Consider the following 23,097-nt stretch of genomic DNA (forward strand, 5'->3'; position numbering starts at 1 on the left):
GTCGCTTTTGTTCCGTTTACGGATTTGGGAACAAATTCTATTTTTCAATCCGGGCCGCTTGCTCCCCCGTTAAGCCCCATCGGGACCTCACCACCGATGAATTTTGCCAACTTCCGTAATCATTAAGGTGTTTTGATAAGAAGGGTAATAACACGTGATCTGGGAGTCCGTTCTTTTTTCCTAGACGATTCCAAAGGAAATACATAAAGTGTAAATCACTTGATCCAATCTTTTTTCGTTGAGAAAAAGCCTGCTTTAATTCAGTCTGGCTATGCCCATCGAATCCTCGCCAAATCCGAAACCTCGGCTCGCGAAGTGGCCGAACGAGAAAGAGTTTTAGTGTTTTATTTTGACTTAATAATTGAATAATAAACAGCAGATTTACGAAACAAAATAGGTCATAATCGAACCACAAATTGACCTCTGAATGGTCAGGGATTTGTTGCATTTTTTCAATTTCCGTAACCGTTTTTTGGGCGTACTCTTCCTGCGAAATGGTATAGGTTTTTTCTAAATAGAGGGCTCTTTGGCGAAAAAATGCCTCAAGGGATGCCGCCCCAAGCGGCCCCTCTATCAGCATTTCTCGCATAATAATTGGGTTTTCTGCTTGCAAAGTTGATTGCAGGCAATCCCCATTTAAAATGTGCACTTTCATCTATGCATCCACCGAATCATACACGATGACCTTCTTCCATAAATGTGCATAATTCTTCACGAAATCGACGTGGATCGGATGATCTTGGTAGACTTTTTGGCCTGCTTCATCATCGAAGAACATCAATTCTGACACATCCCAACTCGTGTCCACCACCTCGCGTTTTTCGGTAGAGGCTAAGGTTCCGATATGGATTTCCTTGATCGTAGGGATGCCTTTCAGTGCCTTCAATCCTTTGATTAATTGCTGCTTATCCTCCTCAGAATTCGGATTATTTAGCCAAAAAAATACGTGGTGTAATAAGGGTTTCTTTGCAGCTGCTTTAGCTGTTGTTCCTGTGCTCGCTAGTAAGCCCGCAGAGGCAAGAAAGTGACGTCTTTTCATAGTTTTACGTTTTTGCGTTCAAGCTTTGGATGTCAAAACCGGCTACTTGTTTATATTGATTCATTATTTGTGCTAGTTCTTCATGCGGAATTTCGGACTCACTAAAGCCAGCAGGGAAACGCTCCTCCATTAAATCCATAATGAAATCGGGACCTTTTTGGCGGTTTTGTAATACTACTTTTGCGGTGGCTGGTACGCGTTCCTTATCGTAATTAACGAGCGCTTGAATGACATCTTTTTCCGCTAATAAGGCTAAGGCCAAAGCATCCGCATCCAAAATCGCTTGCGATGCGCCGTTCGACCCAATGGGGTACATCGGATGTGCCGCATCGCCTAATAAAGTGACGCGTCCAAATGACCATTTGTCCAATGGATTACGGTCAGACATAGGGAATTCGAAGATGCCCCCATCAGTCTTTTCAATCATTTCCGGCACATTAATCCAGTCAAATTTCCAGTCTCTGTAAAGTGCTAATAAAGGCCCTTTTTCTACTTTGCGATTCCAATCGCGCACGGTGATATTTGCCCCTTCCGGCTCTCGAACATTGGCCACCCAGTTGATAACTTGATTCCCCTCTGCGTCGGGTTCACCTATGGGATAGATGACCATTTTCTGTTTCATGGAACCGATCATCGCCATGGAAGATCCTGTTTTATAAGGCTTCATTAAGGCCGTTCCGCGGTATAGGATATTGCCAGAAAAAACGACTCCTCCCTCATTAGGGTATAATTTTTGACGCAAAACGGAATTGATTCCATCCGCACCGATCAAGATATCCCCCTCTTCTTCCGCTACAATCTGCCCCGTTTCCTTGTTGATAAATGTGGCCGTGATTTTGTTCCCCTTTTCTTCAAAAGAATGTAAATGGCAATTCGCTTTTAAGTTCTCCGCATCGATGGTTTTCAGGGTTTCTTCCCAAAGCATTACTTGGAATTTCCCTCTATGAATCGAAAACTGTGGCCAGCGATATCCGGCAAATTTTCCCCGCGGTTCTGACCAGAAAAACTGCCCAAAACGGTTCGCATAAATTAACTCTTTCGTCTCTACCGCTATGGCGGAGACTTTGGGTAACAAACCAATATTCGTCAAAACGCGCACGGCATGTGGAAGCAAATTGATACCCACCCCAAGCGGTTTCACTTCCTCTACGGACTCAAAAACCTTCACTTCAAATCCGGCCTGATGCAAGCGCATCGCCGTCACCAAACCTCCAATTCCTCCTCCGGCAATGATTATTTTCATAGGGGCAAGTTTTGCAATAAATCCACTAAATGAGCCACGCTGGCTAGCGGTTGTCCGTTATAGATGGAGGCTCTAAATCCTCCTTTGGTAGGAAAACCTTTAATTCCCACGATGTCATTTTGCTCTAAAAACAAGTTAATCTTCTGATCCATCTCAAGCGATTGACTTTTAAAACAAGCGTTCATCACCGAGCGATCTTCCGTAGCCACAATGCCTTGAAGTAGAGGATTTCGGTCGATTTCATTGTAAATCAAGGCTGATTTTTCCTGACTCATTCGCTGCATTTCAGCTAGTCCACCCTGTTTATCAATGTAGCGCAGCATTAACAAGGCCACATAAACCGGATAAGTCGGGATGGTATGATAAAGCGAATTTTCTGCAATGTGCGTATGGTAATCAAAAATGGTAGGAACCTTACGGCTATTTTTCACAGGCAAAACTGCCTTATTCACCAGCACACAGGTGATTCCAGCGATGCCAAAATTCTTCTGAGCTGAAGCGAAAATCACCCCAAATTTCTCCATCGGCAAAGGTCTCGACAAGAAATCAGACGTCATATCTGCGACTAAGGGCACATCGACTTTTGGGAATTCATGGTATTGTGTTCCGTCGATGGTCTCATTAGAAACGACGTGTAAATAACGAGCACCTTGAACGTCAGTGATTTTGGGTATTCGGTCGTAGTTCGTGTCTTTGGAAGAAGCTAAAAAGAAGGCATTCGCCTCATTTGCCGCCGCTTCGATCGCTCGTCCTGCCCAAAATCCCGTGTCTACAAACGCAATCTTATCATTGGGTTCCGTCAGATTCATGGGAGCCACCGTCAGCTGGCTAGAAGCACCGCCTGGTAGCCATAAAACTGCCCAATCATCCGAAAGGCCATATAATTTTTTCACGATTGCATTCGCCTCGTCTAATAAATCCGTGAAAATGGGAGAACGGTGGCTGATTTCCGCGATGGAAACGCCCATCCCATTGTAGTCCACTAAACCAGCCGCTGCCTCTTGAATGACTTCAAAGGGAAGAGTCGCCGGGCCAGGAAAGAAATTGTGTTTGCGCATTAGGAAATGGTTTGGGAACTAATTTTTAGCGTAATAATTCCGGCAATTAAGGAAGGCAAGGCGAAGAACAAAAAGCTTTCGGCCATACCCAATCCTAGACCCACTAAAATGCCCCCTAAGATAGGGCCTAAAATACCGCCCAAACGACCCATCCCGATCGCCCAGCCAATACCCGTCGAACGAATCGCAGTCGGATACATTCTCGCCGCCACGGCATATAATCCTACAAAGCTGCCTTGCACCCCGAACCCGAGGAAAAACAAGACCACTAGGATCAAATTAGATCCAGAAAATTGACCGAAAATGCCTAATAGAACAGCCGTAATCAATAACAAAACTCCGATCGATTTTTTCAATCCAAAACGGGTAGAAAAATAGCCTTGCACCGGAATACCCACGATGGCTCCCAGATTAAAGATCGTTCCTGAATAAATGGCTAATTCCATCGATAGGCCGGCATTCGAGGCCAATTTTGGAATCCAGTTCATTAAGAAATAGAGGGTCGTAAAGGAGAGGAACAAGGCACTCCAAAGCTGCCAAGTACTCCACTTAAAATCAGACGTAAACAAGGCGCTGATCTTGGCGTCTTCTGGCTTGGCTTTGGCCTTAAATTCATCGGATTCTTTGAGGAAGAAAAACAAGATAGGGATCACTAAAAAAGTGGCATAACCCGCTAACTCAAATAGGTGTTCCCAGCCATTTTCTGCGATAATTTTCGCGGAAGAAATGCCGGTTAACACGGCTCCCACCGGATATCCCGCCACCACCGTGCTCACCCAAAAATCGCGCGTGGATGCAGGCGCATATTCCGCCGTAATCGCCGCCGTGCTTGCCATCATCGTCCCGATTCCTAGTCCGCTAATAAAGCGGTAAATCATTAAAATGTTTACATCCGTCGCGTAGGACGTCAAATAAATGCAGGTTCCCATAATCACAGCCGCCAGAATCATCAGCGGCTTCCGCCCAAAACGATCCGCCAGCGGAGCTAAAAATATCGCTCCCACCGTCATTCCAACAAGGCCAGAACTAAACACAATTCCTAAATTCGCCGGGGAAATACTCCAAGCTTTCGCAATCGCCGGAGCCGTATAGGAAATGATCAGCACATCCATGCCATCGAGCATGTTGCACAGAAAACAGATCAAAATAATCAGTGCTTGTATCGCTCTCATCGGTATTACATTACTTTCCAAACTCGAATCAGCACGTAATCCGGCAAGCGTTCTCCCGTACACACAAATAGGCTGTTGTTTACCCAATCGTATTTGCCTTTAGGTGCATCGAATTTAGGCATTGCTCGGAAATAGTATTCGTTCGCATCTACCTTTTCCCCTTTGGCTAATCGTGCCGCGATTTCTGGAGTGGCAGCACGAATACCTGTATTTTTGACGTAAATCAAGGTGCCATCATCCGTTCTAAATTGGTAATGTGCCTCTAATTCGGTGACTCCATCCGCTCGCAATATTTGCCAATCTGCTCCGCCATTCAAGATTTCCCCCTTGATTTTAGGGCCTTCCACTGTTCCGCCTATAATGGGAATAATACGGCGAGTTCCATGAGGGGTTTCGCCCACGATTAAGGCAGGATCCAGTTTTACTTTCAGTTCACAGAAGAAATCGAGCGCTGGCGCTTTTTGGGCCTGGGACATAGTAATGCTCATAAAGAATAGGAATAGAATTTTTTTCATAGGTTTAGTTTTAATCAGGGCAATCCTTGCTGAAAGGTAATTTCAGTCGTTAATCCCATCGCACTGAAACGAAAAGCCATGGTGCGTGCTTGAGACGGATTTGTAATTTTATCACAATGAGGGCCTTTTTCCAAAAAATACACGTAATATTCCTGGTTTCGGTCCGCTAATTGTTGAATGTCGGGCTTTCCTAGGATGTCTTCCAAATCATTGGAGCTAACCCCCTTCCATGTCATTTTATGCGTTTTAAGCCAGTCGATCTGCTTTTCTCTCGTTCCACCACAACTTCCGCGGTCCTTTTTAAAGCTTTCTACATCAAATCCAGTCAAATCAGGTTGATTTGTACACGAAACGGAGATCAAAAATAAGAGGGCAAACGCTGTCAGTATTCTCATACCTTAAATTTAAGGAATTGTGGCTAAATTGCGGCATAAATCCATCGCTGTGCATATTTTAATCTCTCCTGATAAGTTCAAAGGCTCTCTTTCTGCCTCGCAAGTATGCGAAGCGCTTGAAAAAGGGATTAAAAAACGTCGTCCCAAAACCGTTTTCACCACCCTCCCCCTTGCTGATGGCGGAGAAGGCACTCTGGAAGTGATTCAACAATTGCACGGCGGAACGTGGATTTCAGTGGACACCTTTGACCCGTTGATGTGTCCTATTCAGGCAGATTATTTGTGGTTAGCGGATCAAAAAACGGCCTACATCGAAATGGCTCGGGCTTCTGGGCTCGCCTTATTGTCCGTAAAGGAGCGCAATCCACTTAAAACCTCGACTTTCGGAACGGGAGTGCTGATCGCTGATGCGTTAAAACGCGGCGCCTCTCAAATCATCCTCACTATCGGCGGCTCTGCTACGAATGATGCGGGAATTGGAATGGCTGCTGCATTAGGTTGGACCTTTTTGGATGCAGAAGGGGCTGCAGTTCAACCTGTCGGCGAAAATCTAGTTAAAATCGCGTCTATAGGAAGTCCATCGGCCGTAGATTGTTCTTTCACGGTCGTTACAGACGTAACTAACCCACTCGCTGGGAGCGATGGAGCAGCCCATGTTTTCGCTGCTCAAAAAGGCGCCACTGTCACAGTAATTAAACAGTTAGACAAAGGTCTAAACAACATAGCTTCCTTCTTCGGATCCATCGCCTCAGAACCCGGAGCGGGTGCCGCAGGTGGGCTTGGAGCAGGCGCCCGTTATTTCCTAAACGCTAAAATCGTTGCTGGCTCTAGCTGGATAATGGACAAAGTCCACTTTAACCGCGCCCTTTTAAAAGCAGATTTCATTATCACTGGCGAAGGCAAGATCGATTCCTCTACCTGGGGAGGCAAAGTGGTTTCTGAAGTCGTAAAACGTTGCGATAAAGTTTTCAAGCAAACAATTTTGGTCTCAGGGGCCTTTGAAAGTTCTGCTAACTTCCCTCTCTTTTTGGACGAAAATGACGTGTTTACGATTGCGTCCCGAGCGACAGATGCAGCGGATTCAATCGCGAGGGCCGCTGAGATTTTAGAGCAAATTGGGGAAGAGATTGCGTTAAAGTATTTGAACTAATCGTTTCGCCGCATCCACCAGCACCTCATCCTCTTTCGCAAAACAGAAACGCAAAATTTTATCGCCAGGATCGGTTTCATAGAAAACGGAAACGGGAATGGATGCTACTTTGATTTCTCGCGTCAAGCGATCGGCTAAATCTACATCCTTCTCATTACTTATGGCTGAATAATCGAGGCATTGGAAGAAACTTCCCGCACTCGGCAGTACTTTCCATTTGCTTCCCGCGAATTGGGAGGCGAATAGGTCGCGCTTTTTTTGGTAAAAATCAGATAAACCTAGATAGTGCGCAGGCTCTTTTAAGTAATCCGCCAGGGCATATTGCAAAGGTGTCGCACTCGAAAAGGTGACCCATTGGTGGAGTTTTCTAAACTCAGTTGTGAGGTATGCTGGAGCCATGCAATAACCAATTTTCCAGCCCGTGATGTGGTAAGTTTTGCCAAAAGATCCGCACACAAAACTGCGTTTGCGCAATTCTGGATGCAATAAAACGCTGGTGTGCTTCGCACCATCGAAAACGATGTGCTCGTAAACCTCGTCTGAAACGATCAAGATATTCGTCCCTTTGACAATCTCTGCAAAGGCATCTAAATCCGCCATCGACCATACAGCGCCGGTCGGATTGTGCGGACTGTTTACCATAATCGCTCTCGTTCGAGGCGTAATTTTCGCAGCAACGGAAGACCAATCAATCGCAAAGTTGGAAGAGGCCTTTAATGGGATATGAATGGGTACTCCACCGGCTAAACGAACGATGGGGTCATAAGCATCATAACTTGGGTCGAACATAATGACCTCGTCGCCCGGTGAAACACAGCAATGAATGGCCGCAAAAAGGGCCTCTGTAGCTCCAGAAACAATCGTCACTTCTGAATCTGCATCGACAGGGATATTATAAAAAGTAGCTGTTTTTGTCGCTAGCGATTGACGTAAAGCGGGAACCCCGGCCATCGGGGCGTATTGGTTGTGGCCTTTAGCATAATGCTGTAACAATTCTTGCAAAGCGGGGGCACAATCGAAACCTGGAAAACCTTGGGAAAGGTTTAATGCGCCGTGCTCGAGGGCGAGGGCGGACATTTTGGTGAAAATAGTGGTCTGAACCTGTGGCTGCTTGGATGGAAATGAAATCATAGCTTAATTTAACAAGGCTTTTCCATCGTACCAAACCTGCACCACTTCTAGCGCCGGATTCAGCTCCACAAAGCAAGCACGTTTCCCTTCTTCGATGCTGCCTAAATCGGGTAAATTCGCCACTTCTGCCGGGTAAACCGTCGCCATCCGAATGGCCTCTTCCAAAGGAATTGAAGCCTGATTAACACAGTTTTGAATCGCCTCCATCATCGTCAAGGAAGAACCTGATAATATACCCGCTTCGTTCGTGAAGCGACCATCTTTGGCTAAAAAAGAATAGGGTCCAGACACATCATTCGTCACCGCATCCGTGATCAAAAACAGGCGACCTTTTTTCAAGCGATAAGCCAATTCCAGTGATTTGAAATCACAATGCAAACCGTCTGCGATGATGCTCGTCCAAGCGTTGGATTGGAAACTAGCGCCCACTAAACCTAGCGCGCGCGATTGCCACTGCGACATCGCATTAAATAGGTGGGTGATGCGGGAAACACCCTTGTCAATAGCGTTCATCGCCTGCTCAAAAGTGGCGTCGCTATGTCCCAGAGAACACATAATAGGACTGCCCACTAACAAAGAAAGCTCCTCGGCGCTGAACATTTCAGGCGCTATTGTCAAGTAAGTTGGAATGCCTTTCGTGCGCTCGATCAGCTCTTCTAGGAAAGCCAAAGATGGCTTTTGGACAAAGGCCTCCTGATGCGCCCCGCGCCTAACCGGATTAAAAAAGGGACCTTCTAAATGCAATCCCACTAGACCAGGCCCGGTATAAGTTGAATAAGCTTCGACAGCCTTCCACATCGACTCTGCTGGCGAGCAATTCAGGGTAATTTGAAACGCAACAGTTCCTGTTTTATGGTGTTCGTCAAAGGTCGCTTGAATGGCTTCTGTCGTCTGGTGATTCGAAAATAGAATACCACCGCCACCATAGATTTGGAGGTCGATAAATCCGGGAACGAGGATGTTTTTAGACGGCGTGCCATTGCTGTCCGATATAGCCGAAATGCGACCATTCGATACGGAGATCTCTTTGTTATCTAGCCATTCATGGCCCGTGAAAATGCGGCTGGCAAACATCCTTAATATCCCGTGGCTTGACCGTCTTTTCTAGATTCGGTTGCACCGTAATATACCTTGCGAACTGGATCGTATTTAATGCATTGGTAGCCACCATAGATGCCGCTCATATAGCCTACTTGATGCCCTTTTTGCAATAAATCGCGAATGACCTCGTATGGATAACCGTGTTCTAACGTAATCATTCCACCGGTCGTTTCCATCGTTTCACCTGTCGGTTCAGAGGAACCCTCGTGGTTGATGCGAGGATAATCGCCTGCTTCTTGTACGTTTAGGCCAAAGTCCACCACGTTCATCACAATCTGCACGTGACCCATCGGTTGGAACGCGCCACCCATGACACCAAAGCTCATTACCGGCTGGCCATCCTTCGTCATGAATGCTGGAATGATCGTTTGGAATGGTCTTTTTCCTGGTGCGTAGGTATTGTTTTCGCCCTCTTTCAAGTTGTATAATTCGCCACGATCTTGGAACATAAAACCTAATCCATCCGGCATCATACCTGATCCAAATCCTCTATAATTACTTTGAATTAAGGACACCATATTGCCGTCCTTATCAGCCACGGTCAAGTAGATCGTGTCACCCTCTTTCAAAGCAGGATTTCCTGCCTCGTAATGGCGACCCGCGCGATTCGGATTGATCAACGCCCGGCGCTTCGCGCCGTACTCTTCCGATATTAATTCCGCTACCGGAATTTTGGCAAACTCAGGATCCGCATAGTATTTTGCGCGGTCTTCAAACGCTAGTTTTTTGGCCTCTGTAAACAAGTGCACATGCTCCGCAGAACCTAGTTTTATTTTGGAAAAATCATAGCCCTCTAAAATCGTCAACATCTGCAAAGCTGCGATTCCTTGGCTATTCGGTGGCAATTCCCACACATCATACCCGCGGTAATTCACAGAAACTGGCTCCACCCACGTGGACGTGTGCGACGCTAAATCATCGTAGCTCAAAAAGCCGCCATTCTTCTTCATAAACGCGTCCATCGTCCGCGCCATATCGCCTTTGTAAAAGGCATCACGACCCTCTTTTCCTAATTTTTCTAAGGTATTCGCTAAGTTCGGGTTCTTGAAAATATCACCCTCCACCGGTGGTTTTCCGTTCGGATAATAGTGGTTCGCCACATTCGGAAACTTGCCATAATTCGCCGGAACCCGACCTAATGCGGAAGCAAATTCACCGTGAACTGGGAAACCATTTCTTGCATAGGAAACCGCCTTTTCTAACACCTTATTCATCGGCATCGACCCGAATTTCTTATGCAATTCAAACCAGCCATCTACGCAACCCGGCACGCTTACCGGCAATGGACCTAGCGACGGAATGTGCGTCAGACCGCGTTTTTTGAACTCGGCTAAAGTCAAGGATTTTGGTGACCTCCCCGACGCATTCAACCCATATAATTTCTTCGTTTTCGCATCCCAAACAATCGCAAACAAATCTCCACCTATCCCATTTACATGTGGCTCTACCACGCCTTCCATCGCATTCGCCGCAATAGCTGCATCAATGGCATTACCACCTGCTTTTAGCACATCAAGTGCAGCCTGAGTAGACAAAGGATGCGAGGTAGCGGCCATCCCGTTTTGGGCAATGGCCTGTGAGCGAGTCGCCCAAACTTTACCATACGGACGATCTTGCGCCTGAGCAAACAGGGGCAAACAAAGGAGTAGGAGTAATTTCTTCATGTTGTTGATTTTGAAACAGTAAATTAGGCAATGAAGAGGGGAAAAACAAAAAACCCCTAGACCTTCGACCAGGGGTTTTATTAATTATTCTTCTGCTTTTTCAAAGCCGATACCACCAAGTGGTAATGTCATATACATATTCTGAATATCGCTTTTTAATCGATTGTTTAATTCCTCGAAACTAGTGTAAGTTGAAAGGGCTAAATCATTCCCTTTCCATTGTTTATAAGTTCCTCCGTAATAAGGAATGACTATCCACTTGTAAGCTTTTGGGTCACGTTTAGGAGTGGTCCACATAGGTTTTGACTTTAGGATGGCTGATTTTACAACAGCAAAAACTGGTTTATATAGCCCTCCAATATATTGGACATCAGTTATATCTCCAGAACCATGAATTTTGAAAATCAAAAAACTAAAGCTTGCCATCTGTGATTCCTCTGTTGAAAAATTCTGTTCTAAGAATTTAATGAAATAAAAGGACGTATTAGCTTCTTTGAAATAGAATTCATTCGGCTTTTTGGCTGTTTGCGCTAAGGCACTAATGCTTAATAATAAGCCTAATAAGGCGCCTGCTATCTTATTTTTAGTTACAATGCGTTCCATAATTTTTTCCCGTTGTAAAGTTTGATTCTGTTTGACGTATTAATAATTCGGATAAAGAGGGATCGTTCTTAATGATCTGTTGGTATTGAAGTGTTTCGCCTAATCCTGCTAAAGAAATTATGAATGCTTCCCTTTCATCTAGTCCATACAACTGACTTATGAAAAAAGCCATTGGGTTTATAAATTTATCTACCATTTCAATATGATCATAATTGTCAATTTTGGGGTCTTCTAGAATAACTTTATGAAGCATTTCATGCATAATCACTTTTGCAATGAATTCTTTGGATGCATTTTCCAATAAATGAGTGTTTAGTGAGATTATGCCTCCTTCGTTCTTTCCGTAATATCCTTTTGTTTTTCCATTATACTGTTCAAATAAGGTCATTTCTTTTATTCTAAAATTGAATATTGGAATGTATTTTGTCTCTTTGAATAAACTAAGTATCCCTGCAATTTCCCCATAGATGTTTTTCGATTGCATTTCATTTAATACGGCAATTAAACATTCATTGGTTAGCTCACTACTTATTTCGCTGTAATTGTAGTCTTTAAAGCTTACGTCGGAGGGTTCACCAGATGATCCTCCACCTCCTGAAAAATTCATCGAATCCATAAAGGTGAATACGACATTAGTGTAAATACCCCCACCTCCAAAACTTAAAAATCCCCAATCCGATGGACGAAGTCTAACCCCAATGCAAATGTACTCAGCCAAATCACCTCTTTCAACTAATGGAGAGGCTTCATCATTCATCTCTCTCATTGAGATTTTTTTTCCTTTCGTAGGACGGCCTTTTGTGTTAGCGATAATCCCATTTTTTAATATTTGACCATTCAAAGAGCTAATTTTTATCTCTAATCCTGCTTGGGTAACATTAAATTCCTTGTAGAAGGCATCCTTTTTTCCATTAGTTTGAAAAATAAATAATTCCTTTAATCCACTTTTTGTTGAAACAGGAATCTCAAAGGCAATCGAACTATCTTGCAGTGGATGCGCTTTCCAATTTTCCCAAATTACAGATTCTCGCATTTCAGGTTGGGTATTTATTTCATACCAGGTCTGCAATGATTCTTTTGTATGGAGAGGCTCAAAGATAGATTCTTTATTACAGGAATAAAGAAAAAGGGTTAAGGTCAAGAATAAACTTGAGGTTTTGGAAAGATTTTTCATGTGCTAAAATTTTGAATGATGATGTCGTTATTGACGTATTTATCAAAATAATAGAACAGAAGAAGCGACTACCTTCTTCGACAATGTACATAGAATTATGTGTTCCGCAACACCCTTACACAAAAACAAAAAACCCCTAGACCTTCGTCTAGGGGTTTCTGCATTCTTGAACCCAATATGTATTACACTACACTGTCTTTGTAAACCATTTCTGCTTGATACGCTCCGAGATGTAGTACATACATGGAACGATTACGAGCGTTAAAATGGTCGAGAACGTTAATCCGAAGATGATCGTCCAAGCTAAGATTCCCCAGAATACCGCGGAATCAGAACCAATGAAGATGTGCGGATTTAGTTCGGTAAATAAGGTAACGAAGTCGATGCTTAAGCCTAATGCCAAAGGAATTAAGCCTAATACTGCCGCCGAAGCCGTTAACAATACCGGAGTTAACCGAATGCCACCACCTTCGATGATCGCCTCTTTCAAGTCGTAACCACGCTTGAAGCGAAGCTCTTCGATGAATTCGATCAATAGGATACCATTCTTCACCACGATACCTGCAAGGGCGATGATACCTACGCCGGACATAATCACGGAGAAGGTCATTCCGAAGGCCATAAAGCCTAATAATACCCCGATTAACGATAATAAGATCGTTGCGAAGATGATCAATGGCTTCACCGCAGAATTAAACTGCGTCGCTAGAATTAAGTAGATTAACACTAAGGCTGCTAAGAAAGCTACACCTAAAAAAGTGCCGGATTCTTTTTGGTCCTCTTGTTCTCCACCCATCCGAATCGTGTAACCTTGTGGCACCTCAAGTCCTTCGAAAAGTGTCGTTAATTCGCCTACGATTTCGTTCGCATTATAACCTTGCACCACATCTGAACCTAGGGTTACAACGCGTTCTTGGTTTTTGCGGTTGATTTGGCTGAAAGAAGTAGCGTAGCGAATATCAGCGATGGAGTTCAAAGGCACTTGGCGCAAGGCACCACCCATATTCATGTCGCGGTAAGTCACATTCATTTGCAACAACTTCTCGATTTGGTTGCGAGAATCTCCCTTCAAACGTAATTGAATAGGATATTCGTCTTTCGTATCGCGGAATTTAGAGATTTCAGCACCGAATAAACCGGTACGAACAGCCATCGCTACTTGAGCCGATGAAATGCCTTCGCGGGACGCTTTTTCGCGGTCCACATCGATGATGATTTCCGGTTTGTTCGTCACTAAATCGGATTTCAATTCTTGAATTCCTTGGATGCCTTCTTTTACGATGGCTGCACGAACCTTTTTCTCTAAATCTTGTAAAACAGCGAAGTCATCTCCAGCGATTTCGATCGAAATGGGCTTTCCTGTAGGCGGGCCATTATTTTCTCTCTCGATGGCAATTTCTACGCCGGCTAATGGATTTTTGGCAAAATCAGCTTGAATTTTACTCAAAATTTCACTCGTTTTCACACCACCACGTAACTGCAATTTCTCGAAAGCAATCGTCACCTTACTTTTGTGAGGCGTTGCTCCACGATCTGGTTGCATCGGATCTCCAGCATTCTTTCCTACATTGGAAATAACGGAGTTCACGATTTTGCTATACCCCTCTTTGTTCAAGAAAGCGAAGACACGCTTCTCGATCACTTTGGAAACCGAATCCGTAACGACCGCATCGGTACCAATCGGGTTTTTGGCATAAATATAGATGTAATCCGGATCGCCTGAAGGGAAGAAAACCACTTTAGGTTTCACCACACCCATTAATGCGATCGTGAAGATCAACAAGAAGAAAGAGGCAATCGTTGCGTAAATCGGACGCTTGCCCATTAATACCCACGAAATCAACTTGCGGTAATTCGTCTTGAAATTAGGCAAGGTAGTCTCTTGGAAAGGCACAATCCATTTCGGTGTGATCACAAAGTGATTAAATACATACAGGATGATGCACAACACAAAGAAGTTTCCAATGCCAAAGTGACCCAAGCCGAAGCCCATCACATAGCCGAAAACGGCTAAGCTCAACAAAATAAACACGGTACGACGGATATCAGCAAACTTAGGCGCCTTCACATCGTTCACTTCTTCATCGTGACGCTTCATAAACGTAATCGCGAACACCGGGTTCATGACATAAGCCACAAAAAGCGACGCAAAAAGCGTAATGATCAACGTGATAGGCAAGTATTTCATAAACTCACCCACGATCCCTGGCCAGAATAATAAAGGCAAGAATGGCGAAATCGTCGTTAACGTTCCTGATAATACCGGTACGAATACCTCAGAAGCGGCTAATTTCACCGACTCTGTAATGGTCAATTTCTTGAAGTTATTGAACAAACGGTGCGCATTTTCGATGACCACAATCGCATCATCCACCACAATACCTAGTCCTAAAAGGAAACCAAATAGAACGATAGTGTTTAAGCTAAAGTCTAGCGAAGGCATGAATAAGAAGGTTAACAGAGCCGATAAAGGCACGGATAGACCCACAAAAACCGCATCTCTAACGCCCATAAAGAACATTAATACGATAACCACAAATAAGAATCCAAGGATTACTGTGTTAATCAAATCAGCTAAATCGCCACGCGTACGTTCCGATTGATCCGCCGTCGTAGTGACCGTTAATCCCGCTGGATAACGCGTTTCTTTGAAATCTTCGATGGTTGCTTCAATGCGATCAGCCGCTGCGATGAGGTTCGCCCCAGAACGTTTAATGACGTTCAAGGTGATCACGGATTTGTTGTTCAAACGCGCAAAATCCTGCTTCTCTTCATAACTGTCCTTCACCTCAGCCACATCCTTTAAGCGGACACGCGCACCGGTAGAAGAACCGATCATTAAATTAGCTAATTGATCAATGGACTTTAACTCCCCAGTCACCCGAAGTGAACGACGCACTCCATTCACCGGTAAATCACCGCCCGAAATGTTCACGTTTTCTCCTTGAACGGCTGATTGAATATCATAGAATGTCAAACCATAACTCTGCATCTTGTACAAATCCAGGTTGATTTGGATCTCTCTTTTCAAGGCACCGATGATGTCTACGCGGTTAATTTCCGGCATACCCTCGATCTCGTCTTGTAAATCCTCTGCGTATTTCTTCAACTTATCGAGTGGATAATCCCCCGCGATGTTGATGTTCATAATCGGGAATTCAGAAAAGTTTACCTCAGCGACAGAAGGCTCGCGTGTTAAGTCTTTCGGCAAATCGGCAATCGCTTTGTCCACCGCATCTTGCGTACGTTGTTTCGCGATGGGGACGGTGACGTCCGTGTTGAATTCAACGATGATGACCGAAATATCTTGCAAAGCATTCGACTTCACACGCTTTACGCCCGTGATTGATTTGATTTGCTTTTCGATCGGTTTATTGATCGTGTTTTCGATATCCGAGGGAGTCGTTCCTGCGTAGACCGTTTGGATGACCATTTGTGGCACCACGATGTCTGGGAATTGTTCCTTAGGTAAGCTCGAATAGATTCCCATCCCCGCCACAAAAATGATGAACGTGAAGATGTAAACCGTCGTGCGGTTTTGGGCTAACCAGCCCACCATGTTATAGATCAAGCCTTTGCCTTCTGGCAATTGCTCATTTTTGATATTTTTTTCCATTTTCTACTTAGAAAGAGATGGCTGTACCATCCACTAAATCTTGAAATCCTTGTGTAATAAGTGAATCGCCCGCCTTTAATCCGTCTGTGATCTCCGCTTGACCGTTGTAGGTTAAGCCGATCGTAATTTGACGTGCACGTGCTACTTTTTTACCATTTTCCTCTACCGCGACATACACTAAATTACCTTTTTCGGTCTTTTGGATGATGTTTTCGCTGATCACGATCGCATTTTTCTTCGATGTATCGTTGATGTTAATCACCGCTAATAAGTTCGGCTTTAATTCACCACCTGCGTTCGGGATGCGTGCTTCGATGTCAAACGTACGAGTTAATGGGTTCACCATTTTAGACACTAATGAGATGCGCGCCTTTAATTCCTTGTTTAAATCGGGGAATTTGATGCTGATTTCGTCGCCTTGCTTCACGGTTCCTACATACGAATCCGCAATTTTAGCTGCGATCTTTAAGTTGCCTAAGTTCACGATTTGAACGATAGGTACACCAGGAGCGCCCATTTCACCTGCTTTTTGGCGAACTAATTCAATCGTTCCTGAGATCGGAGCTGTTACACGAGATAAACCTAATTGCGCTTTCAAGGTCACGATTCTTTTTTCCAATGACTCCATGTTCGACTTCGCGCTCAAGTATTGAACTTCCGTTCCGATTTGTTGATCCCAAAGCGCTTTTTGCTTCGTATAGATCGTCTTCGCTAACGATAATTGCTGACGAACTTCTTCTAATGACTCCTTTAAGATGTTGTTGTCCAAAGTCGCAATCAATTGGCCTTTAGACACCGACTGTCCCGCCACTACTGGCAATGACAAAATCACACCACCCGTTTGTGGGCTAACTAAAACCGTGTTTTCAGCGACTACATTTCCTTGTGCTTCTACGAAGTGCTGGAAGTTTTGTGGAGCTAATGGGCTCACGCTTACCGTGATGACCTTCGCAGTTGCTTGCTCTGAAGGCTTACCTACTTCTTTCTCCAAAGCAGCAATCTTTGCTTGGATTTCTTTTTCCTGACTCTTCAAGTCAGCTAATTCTTGCTTCTTATCTTTCGATCCGCATGCCGCGAATAAAATGATTCCACTTAGGAGGATGGCTATTTTTTTCATGATTCTATTAGTCTATGTATAGTGTACCGTTTGCTTTTTCTAATTCCACTTTCGCTACTAGGGCATTGTAAAGGGCCGTAAAATAGTTCGCTTGTGATTCTTTAATGGATGATTCTGCGTTCAAAACCTCTAAGTTTGAACCTACCCCTTGTTGGTATTTCACACGAGTCACGCGCGAAATCTCATTCGCTAAGTCTAGGTTCGCTTTTTGTTCTTTCATCGATTCCAACGCATTCTTCATCGTGATGCTCGCCTGAGAACGTTGTAAGTCGATGGACGACTTTAACAAGCTGTAAGACTGGCGCACCTTTTGTAAGTTGTTTGCTGATTGAACCGCTTTGTATTTCTTCGAAAATCCGTCAAAAATTGGGATTTGCAAGGCCACCGTAATCGCTGCATTATCGAACCATTGTTTGGTTACCAAATCACTGAAAGCATTCGCTCCCGCGTTATAACCATAGTTTGCGTTCAACACTAATCGAGGTAAATAACCTGCCTTGATGCTCTTCAAATCTAGTTCGGCTAAGTTCTCTTGTGTCTGCAAGATCGAATACTCGATGCGGTTCGCATAATTGAAATCACCTGCTGCATTGGTATTAAACGTCGCTAATTCCACTTTCTCTAAGCTCTCGCTCAAGCGAATCGGCTCTTCCATTGGGAAACCCATTTGGAATTTTAATAAAGCATAGCTCAATTCTTGTAAGCGATTCACATTCTCTAATTCCGTACGAAGGTTATTCGCTTGCACGTCTAAACGCTGTACATCAATTTTTTCAACGAAACCTTGCTTGTTTAATTCGCGTGTTTCCTTCAATAAGGTATCTAAGCGAGCTACATTTAAGGCTAAAAGGCTTTGGCGTTTTTCATTTACTAAAATCCCGTAATAGGCCTTCGTCACATTCTCCGCTACTTGTTGCTTTGATTGGGTAACTGACTTAACGGCAAGGTCCTTGTAAACGGTAGAGGCCTTCAAGCCTAATAGATAGGAACCGTCAAAAACCAGTTGGCTCAATCCAACACTCGCAAAACCGGAGTTATCTACACCGAATTTCGCTGCGATTAATTCTCCATCTGCAGCCGCAGGGTTGAATAATTTAGCTGGAATGAACGCACGTTGTAAGACGATGTTGTTCGTCAAAGCAACAGAGCCATTCACTTGTGGCAAGCCCATCGCTTTGATTTCATTGATCTTCGCACCTGCATTTTGCAAGTCGATTTGGCTATTTTTTACTTGAACTTGGTGCGTGATCGCATAGTCTACCGCCTGCTTTAGGCTGTAGGATTGTGCTTGCACTGCCCAGGAGGTCAGTAAAAATAGACCGACGTAGATTTTTCTTAGGCGGATCATTAGTTTAAATTGTTTTGGTAAGATGTGTAAAGTGTTAAACCTTTTTCAGTTAAAATGCCTCGCATGAAAATGTCCATCAGTGTTAGCTGGGTATCATACAAGGATAATTTATTGTTCGGATAAAAATCAGGGTTGAAGGCTAAATCCACTTCGGCCATGCGCAAGCGAGCTAATAATTCGAAATCAATATCATTTCTGAAATACCCGAATTGCGCCCCCTTCTTAAAGTCTGCGATTAGGTTTTCGTTAATGTATTTCTCTCCGTGATTCTTGAATAATTGAAAAGCGGTAGGGAAGAATTTTTGGATTTCAAAAAGCAAACGAGGGTTCATCTGCACTAGCATATCCTTCACCATCTCGAAAGACTTAAACATCTTTTCGATGACATTCGAATACAACTTATCCAGCTCCTCCCATTTCTTCATATCCTGCTCTACGAATGATTTTACAACCTCGTACACCATGGAATCCTTATCCGGAAAATGTTGATAAATCGTTTTTTTAGAAATCCCTAATTCGCTCGCAATCGCATCCATCGTCACGGTCTTGACCCCGTAGCGGAAGAATAATTCAGTTCCTTTTTCTAGAATGCGCGATTTCATTTGCTAAGCCCGTTGATTTATCGGGAAGCAAAACTATGGAAACTTTTGGAGACTACAAAGTTTTCTTGTATTATTTTAAGATTACCGGCCGGTTAAATTTGATTAACGGCCAAAATCATCCTGCAAACGGACGATATCCGATTCATCCGATGGGTGCTCCACATCCGTGTGTTGCCAAATCTCCGTCACCACTCCCCAATTGTCTAAACCGACCAAGCGATGGCGCATACCTGTGGGTAACGTAATCAATTCGCCTTCTTGATAAACGCCAGGAGCAGATTGCTCATCTGTCTCCGAGATTACTACACCAACGGGTCCTGAATTCACTGTCCAAACCTCCGCTCTGCGGAAATGGTATTGCCAAGACAAACGCTTCTCTGGCGCCACCACTAAAAACTTAGGGCTTAGCTTCTGCGTAATCTGAATCGCATCCATGGAAAGCTGTGGAAAGTACTGTGCTGCAAATTTTGCCGCCTGTGTTTCATCTAACACAAAGAAACCTCCCCAAGGGCGGTTGTGGTCTTTGTCGATAATCGTATAACCTTGAGAAAGGATGTAAGCCTCGACTTGTGCGAAGACTTCAGTAGCGGGTGTTGATGCAGAAAATTTCATAGTACAAAAATAAAAAAAAGACGGGAGAGCGTCCCGTCTTTTCTAATCTAATTATCGAATGGTCACTTAGAGTGTCCAGCCGTTGCGGTATTCGCGTTTCACGAATTGATTCGCCGCATCGAAGTTCGTGATGCGCATGTTTTTTGCATCCCACTCCAGCTTTTGACGACCTGTGAATTTCGCATTACGTCCCTCGCCCTCGCGTAACATGTACGAACGAATCGCCAGGTTACCCATTAAGACAGATTCCGTAAACGGTGCCGCATAATCGAATGGAGAACTTACTTCCATGTTACCGAAACCTGCTTTACAAGCCTCAACCCACTGCGTATTGTGTCCGCCATCTCCACCTTTCACACGCGCTAAGCTTGCTTTAGGAAGTTCAGACTCATCTACACGCGCTCCGTTTCTAAATACTTTAGGGTACATACCATACGTTCCGCAGGTCATGATACCTTTAGAACCGATTAAAATTACACCGTTAGAACCATCTGGATCTCCAATAATCTCTGAAGATGGAATTCCGTCTGGATGTGGGGCACGAAGACCACCGTCAAACCACGTTAATTTCACTGGAGAATTATTCTTCTTCGATGGACCATAATGTAACGTCACCATCGAGCTAGGAGGACATCCTTGTGGAATGTATTCCGGTGTCCAATCTTGCAAGAAGACAGAACCTACAGAACATTCTACGTCGATCGCGTCGCGGATACCTAATACTTTGAATGGAGGGTCTAATAAGTGACATCCCATATCGCCTAAGGCACCTGTACCATAATCCCACCAGCCTCTCCATTTGAATGGAAGTAAAGCTGGGTTATATTCTCTGTATTTTGCTGGTCCTAACCAAAGATCCCAATCTAACTCTGCAGGCGCTGGTGTTCCAGCAGCAGGATAAGGAATTCCTTGTGGCCAAACTGGACGGTTCGTCCAAACATACACTTCTTTTACTTTTCCGATCGCACCGCCATCGAACCATTCCATCATTTGACGCACACCGTCACCTGAGGAACCTTGGTTACCCATTTGGGTTACGACTTGCATCTCACGTGCTTTCTCGCCTAATAGACGCGCCTCGTAGATATCGTGTGTCAAAGGTTTTTGAACATATACGTGTTTCTTACGACGCATCGCCTCCATCGCAATGGTAGCGTGGGTATGGTCTGGCGTAGAAACGATGACCGCATCTACGTTGCTACCTTCTTTATCTAAGGCAGCGCGGAAATCGCGGTAGTAGTTTGCCTTTGGAAGGTCTTTCTTGATTCTAACGATTTGGCGATCATCTACATCGACGATTGCGACGATGTTTTCTGCCCCCTTGTTATAGGAATTCATGATGTCGCTGTAGCCTTTTCCGCCACCACCGACACCCATGATGTTTAATTTGTCTGAAGGAGCAGTGTAACCCTTGCCTAGCACGTGGCGAGGTACAATATAGAAACTGGCTGCGGCTAATCCGGCTTTTTGCAGGAAGTTCCGTCTGGAAGTGTTACTCATAGTTGATAGGTTTTAATGATTGGATGTAAGTTTGTAAAAAAATAGTACAAAACAAAAAAAGGGGTCAGCTTTCGCTAACCCCTCTCAGTATAGAACAGGTGAATGTTACTATTCAGCTTTCTTAGATTTTTTTTCTAATTTTTTGATCGCTTGTTCTCTTTCAGCACCTTCCATTTGCTCTTTTAAAGCAGATAAAGCACCGATATCGCCCATAGTCGATTTCTCAGCTGTTACATTGGCAGGCTTGTCAGCAGATTTCGCTGCTTTCTTTTTCTCTGGCTTCGCAGCAGCAGCATCAGCCGCTACTTCTTCCGCCGTTGCCGCCGTGAATGTACGTGTGTGTGATAAGATGATCTTACGCTCTTCTTTGTGGAATTCTGTTACCACGAAGTCTAACGCTTCACCTACCTCAGCCACTGTTTCGTCTGCCTTCGTTAACTGCTTCAAAGGAGCTAATCCTTCGATACCGTATGGCAATTCTAACACACCGAACTTCTCGTTCTTCGAGATGATCGTTGATTTGTGAGTTGAACCTAAAGTGAACACACTTTCAAATGTATCCCAAGGGTTTTCTTCTAATTGTTTGTGGCCTAAAGCTAAACGACGGTTGTCCGCGTCTAATTCGATCACTACAACATCTAAAGAATCACCTACTTTAACGAATTCAGATGGGTGTTTGATTTTCTTCGTCCAAGACAAGTCAGAAACGTGAACTAAACCGTCGATTCCTTCTTCTAATTCTAAGAATAAACCGAAGTTAGTTAAGTTACGAACAGTTCCTTTGTGCTTCGTACCGATCGCGTATTTCGCTAATAAATCAGTTTTAGTCCAAGGATCTTCTGTTAATTGCTTGATACCTAAAGACATCTTGCGCTCAGCACGATCTAATGTTAACACTACTGCTTCCATTTCGTCGCCTACTTTCAAGAAATCTTGTGGGTTACGTAAGTGTTGAGACCATGACATCTCAGACACGTGGATTAAACCTTCAACGCCTGGCAATACTTCTAAGAAAGCACCGTAATCAGCTACGTTAACGATTTTACCTTTTACTTTCGAACCTACTTCAGTTCCAGCAGCTAAAGCTTCCCAAGGGTGCGCTTGTAATTGCTTCATACCTAAAGAGATACGTTTTTTGTTTTCGTCGAAGTCTAATACCACCACTTGGATTTTTTGATCCAATTTCAATACCTCTTGTGGATGGTTGATACGACCCCATGAGATATCTGTGATGTGAAGTAAACCATCTACACCACCTAAATCGATGAACACACCGAAATTAGTCATGTTTTTGATCACACCTTCAAGTACTTGACCTTTATCTAAGTTCGTTAAGATCGTTTGACGTTGCGCCTCAAGATCTTTCTCGATTAATACTTTGTGAGATACAACTACGTTGTCATTTGTGTGGTTGATTTTAACCACCTTAACCTCCATGTTTTTGCCTACGAAAATATCGAAGTCACGGATAGGCTTCACATCAATTTGAGAACCAGGTAAGAATGCCTCGATTCCAAAGATATCTACGATTAAACCACCTTTTGTACGGCGCTTAACGAAACCATTTATGATCGTATCTTCTTCTAATGCTTTCTCGATGTTAGTCCATGCACCCATCACCTTAGCTAACTTACGTGACAATGTTAATTGTCCGTTTGCGTCTTCTTGGTTCTCGATGTATACTTCTACTTCGTCACCAGCTTTCAAATCCGGCATATCGCGGAATTCTGAAGCAGATACTAAACCATCAGATTTGAATCCAATGTTAATGATTACTTCACGGTCAGTCTTGCTTACTACAATACCTTTCACTACTTCCTTCTCAGTGACCGAGTTCAAGGTTGCTTCGATAGCAGCCTCCATTTTTTCTTTTTGCTCAGTAGTATAGTTACCACCGAATCCTTTTCCTTCAACTAAATCCCAGTCGAAATCTTTTGGTTGTTTTGACATATTTGTTGCCCGTTTGGCTGATCTTTTTTGATTTCGCCTACATCAACAAGCTGGGCTAACCTGCTGAAATTAAGTTTGAAACAATTTTTAAATTGGGGTGCAAAGCT

General features: G+C 43.9%; 20 protein-coding genes. 1 reads left to right on the forward strand and 19 read right to left on the reverse strand.

Annotation, left to right across the window (positions count from 1 at the left end; translation table 11 throughout):
• Positions 1 to 37: 37 nt before the first annotated feature.
• The 7 genes from G9X62_RS06070 to G9X62_RS06100 are packed head-to-tail and all read right to left on the reverse strand — an operon-like array spanning position 38 to position 5,422.
• Positions 38 to 655: a DUF1835 domain-containing protein gene (locus tag G9X62_RS06070; RefSeq protein ID WP_223129855.1), complete on the reverse strand. Its 618-nt coding sequence runs from the start codon at positions 653 to 655 to the stop codon at positions 38 to 40.
• Positions 656 to 1,039 carry a Dabb family protein gene (locus G9X62_RS06075; protein WP_223129856.1) on the reverse strand — a complete coding sequence of 128 codons (384 nt, stop codon included), beginning with the start codon at positions 1,037 to 1,039 and terminating at the stop codon, positions 656 to 658.
• Positions 1,040 to 1,043: 4 nt separating this feature from the next.
• Positions 1,044 to 2,282: a flavin-dependent oxidoreductase gene (locus G9X62_RS06080; RefSeq protein WP_223129857.1), complete on the reverse strand. Its 1,239-nt coding sequence runs from the start codon at positions 2,280 to 2,282 to the stop codon at positions 1,044 to 1,046.
• Complete coding sequence (serC, locus tag G9X62_RS06085) at positions 2,279 to 3,340, reverse strand: 3-phosphoserine/phosphohydroxythreonine transaminase (protein WP_223129858.1); 1,062 nt, start codon at positions 3,338 to 3,340, stop codon at positions 2,279 to 2,281. Before serC ends, G9X62_RS06080 begins: the two co-directional genes overlap by 4 nt.
• Positions 3,340 to 4,512, reverse strand: coding sequence for an MFS transporter (locus G9X62_RS06090; protein WP_223129859.1), 1,173 nt, complete (start codon positions 4,510 to 4,512; stop codon positions 3,340 to 3,342). The genes serC and G9X62_RS06090 overlap by 1 nt, the downstream gene beginning before the upstream one ends.
• A gap of 5 nt (positions 4,513 to 4,517) precedes the next feature.
• Entirely contained in the window at positions 4,518 to 5,027 is a 510-nt protein-coding gene (locus G9X62_RS06095) for a DUF3237 domain-containing protein (RefSeq protein ID WP_223129860.1), read from the reverse strand.
• Positions 5,028 to 5,041: 14 nt separating this feature from the next.
• Complete coding sequence (locus tag G9X62_RS06100; RefSeq protein WP_130895733.1) at positions 5,042 to 5,422, reverse strand: hypothetical protein; 381 nt, start codon at positions 5,420 to 5,422, stop codon at positions 5,042 to 5,044.
• 19 nt (positions 5,423 to 5,441) lie between these two features.
• On the opposite strand from G9X62_RS06100, the gene G9X62_RS06105 reads away from it, so the two are divergent.
• A complete protein-coding gene (locus tag G9X62_RS06105) occupies positions 5,442 to 6,572 on the forward strand; it encodes a glycerate kinase (RefSeq protein ID WP_223129861.1) in 1,131 nt (376 codons plus the stop codon).
• Here G9X62_RS06105 and G9X62_RS06110 read toward each other — a convergent pair.
• From G9X62_RS06110 to rpsA, 12 genes are all read right to left on the reverse strand, one after another.
• On the reverse strand, positions 6,555 to 7,703 hold the full coding sequence (locus G9X62_RS06110) for a methionine aminotransferase (protein ID WP_223129862.1): 1,149 nt from the start codon (positions 7,701 to 7,703) through the stop codon (positions 6,555 to 6,557). The genes G9X62_RS06105 and G9X62_RS06110 overlap by 18 nt on opposite strands.
• Before the next feature lie 3 nt (positions 7,704 to 7,706).
• Positions 7,707 to 8,777 carry an N-acetylglucosamine-6-phosphate deacetylase gene (gene nagA, locus G9X62_RS06115; RefSeq protein WP_223129863.1) on the reverse strand — a complete coding sequence of 357 codons (1,071 nt, stop codon included), beginning with the start codon at positions 8,775 to 8,777 and terminating at the stop codon, positions 7,707 to 7,709.
• A 2-nt stretch (positions 8,778 to 8,779) separates the two neighbouring features.
• Positions 8,780 to 10,468: a gamma-glutamyltransferase gene (gene ggt / locus G9X62_RS06120; protein WP_223129864.1), complete on the reverse strand. Its 1,689-nt coding sequence runs from the start codon at positions 10,466 to 10,468 to the stop codon at positions 8,780 to 8,782.
• Positions 10,469 to 10,552: 84 nt separating this feature from the next.
• On the reverse strand, positions 10,553 to 11,071 hold the full coding sequence (locus tag G9X62_RS06125) for a hypothetical protein (RefSeq protein WP_223129865.1): 519 nt from the start codon (positions 11,069 to 11,071) through the stop codon (positions 10,553 to 10,555).
• Positions 11,052 to 12,245 (reverse strand): SprT-like domain-containing protein, encoded by a 1,194-nt coding sequence (locus G9X62_RS06130; RefSeq protein ID WP_223129866.1) that lies wholly within the window; start codon positions 12,243 to 12,245, stop codon positions 11,052 to 11,054. The genes G9X62_RS06125 and G9X62_RS06130 overlap by 20 nt, the downstream gene beginning before the upstream one ends.
• A 187-nt stretch (positions 12,246 to 12,432) precedes the next feature.
• Entirely contained in the window at positions 12,433 to 15,804 is a 3,372-nt protein-coding gene (locus G9X62_RS06135; protein WP_261345566.1) for an efflux RND transporter permease subunit, read from the reverse strand.
• 64 nt (positions 15,805 to 15,868) lie between these two features.
• Positions 15,869 to 16,978 carry an efflux RND transporter periplasmic adaptor subunit gene (locus G9X62_RS06140; RefSeq protein WP_223129868.1) on the reverse strand — a complete coding sequence of 370 codons (1,110 nt, stop codon included), beginning with the start codon at positions 16,976 to 16,978 and terminating at the stop codon, positions 15,869 to 15,871.
• A 7-nt stretch (positions 16,979 to 16,985) separates the two neighbouring features.
• Positions 16,986 to 18,326 (reverse strand): TolC family protein, encoded by a 1,341-nt coding sequence (locus G9X62_RS06145; RefSeq protein WP_223129869.1) that lies wholly within the window; start codon positions 18,324 to 18,326, stop codon positions 16,986 to 16,988.
• The gene (locus G9X62_RS06150; protein ID WP_223129870.1) at positions 18,326 to 18,928 is read right to left on the reverse strand and encodes a TetR/AcrR family transcriptional regulator; all 603 of its coding nucleotides are present in this window, start codon (positions 18,926 to 18,928) and stop codon (positions 18,326 to 18,328) included. Before G9X62_RS06150 ends, G9X62_RS06145 begins: the two co-directional genes overlap by 1 nt.
• Positions 18,929 to 19,030: 102 nt before the next feature.
• Positions 19,031 to 19,540: a cupin domain-containing protein gene (locus G9X62_RS06155; RefSeq protein WP_223129871.1), complete on the reverse strand. Its 510-nt coding sequence runs from the start codon at positions 19,538 to 19,540 to the stop codon at positions 19,031 to 19,033.
• 66 nt (positions 19,541 to 19,606) lie between these two features.
• Positions 19,607 to 21,040 carry a Gfo/Idh/MocA family protein gene (locus G9X62_RS06160; RefSeq protein ID WP_223129872.1) on the reverse strand — a complete coding sequence of 478 codons (1,434 nt, stop codon included), beginning with the start codon at positions 21,038 to 21,040 and terminating at the stop codon, positions 19,607 to 19,609.
• Between the two features lie 108 nt (positions 21,041 to 21,148).
• A complete protein-coding gene (gene rpsA, locus G9X62_RS06165) occupies positions 21,149 to 22,990 on the reverse strand; it encodes a 30S ribosomal protein S1 (RefSeq protein ID WP_223129873.1) in 1,842 nt (613 codons plus the stop codon).
• Between the last annotated feature and the right edge of the window lie 107 nt (positions 22,991 to 23,097).

It is taken from the genome of Aquirufa lenticrescens (genome assembly GCF_019916085.1).
GTDB lineage: Bacteria > Bacteroidota > Bacteroidia > Cytophagales > Spirosomataceae > Aquirufa > Aquirufa lenticrescens.

Coding starts and splice junctions, on each gene's coding strand:
- G9X62_RS06070 (WP_223129855.1), bottom strand. CDS start 655: ATGAAAGTGCACATTTTAAATGGGGATTGCCTGCAATCAACTTTGCAA.
- rpsA (WP_223129873.1), bottom strand. CDS start 22,990: ATGTCAAAACAACCAAAAGATTTCGACTGGGATTTAGTTGAAGGAAAA.
- G9X62_RS06080 (WP_223129857.1), bottom strand. CDS start 2,282: ATGAAAATAATCATTGCCGGAGGAGGAATTGGAGGTTTGGTGACGGCG.
- G9X62_RS06150 (WP_223129870.1), bottom strand. CDS start 18,928: ATGAAATCGCGCATTCTAGAAAAAGGAACTGAATTATTCTTCCGCTAC.
- G9X62_RS06130 (WP_223129866.1), bottom strand. CDS start 12,245: ATGAAAAATCTTTCCAAAACCTCAAGTTTATTCTTGACCTTAACCCTT.
- G9X62_RS06155 (WP_223129871.1), bottom strand. CDS start 19,540: ATGAAATTTTCTGCATCAACACCCGCTACTGAAGTCTTCGCACAAGTC.
- serC (WP_223129858.1), bottom strand. CDS start 3,340: ATGCGCAAACACAATTTCTTTCCTGGCCCGGCGACTCTTCCCTTTGAA.
- G9X62_RS06100 (WP_130895733.1), bottom strand. CDS start 5,422: ATGAGAATACTGACAGCGTTTGCCCTCTTATTTTTGATCTCCGTTTCG.
- G9X62_RS06110 (WP_223129862.1), bottom strand. CDS start 7,703: ATGATTTCATTTCCATCCAAGCAGCCACAGGTTCAGACCACTATTTTC.
- G9X62_RS06095 (WP_223129860.1), bottom strand. CDS start 5,027: ATGAAAAAAATTCTATTCCTATTCTTTATGAGCATTACTATGTCCCAG.
- nagA (WP_223129863.1), bottom strand. CDS start 8,777: ATGTTTGCCAGCCGCATTTTCACGGGCCATGAATGGCTAGATAACAAA.
- ggt (WP_223129864.1), bottom strand. CDS start 10,468: ATGAAGAAATTACTCCTACTCCTTTGTTTGCCCCTGTTTGCTCAGGCG.
- G9X62_RS06090 (WP_223129859.1), bottom strand. CDS start 4,512: ATGAGAGCGATACAAGCACTGATTATTTTGATCTGTTTTCTGTGCAAC.
- G9X62_RS06145 (WP_223129869.1), bottom strand. CDS start 18,326: ATGATCCGCCTAAGAAAAATCTACGTCGGTCTATTTTTACTGACCTCC.
- G9X62_RS06075 (WP_223129856.1), bottom strand. CDS start 1,039: ATGAAAAGACGTCACTTTCTTGCCTCTGCGGGCTTACTAGCGAGCACA.
- G9X62_RS06160 (WP_223129872.1), bottom strand. CDS start 21,040: ATGAGTAACACTTCCAGACGGAACTTCCTGCAAAAAGCCGGATTAGCC.
- G9X62_RS06125 (WP_223129865.1), bottom strand. CDS start 11,071: ATGGAACGCATTGTAACTAAAAATAAGATAGCAGGCGCCTTATTAGGC.
- G9X62_RS06140 (WP_223129868.1), bottom strand. CDS start 16,978: ATGAAAAAAATAGCCATCCTCCTAAGTGGAATCATTTTATTCGCGGCA.
- G9X62_RS06135 (WP_261345566.1), bottom strand. CDS start 15,804: ATGGTGGGCTGGTTAGCCCAAAACCGCACGACGGTTTACATCTTCACG.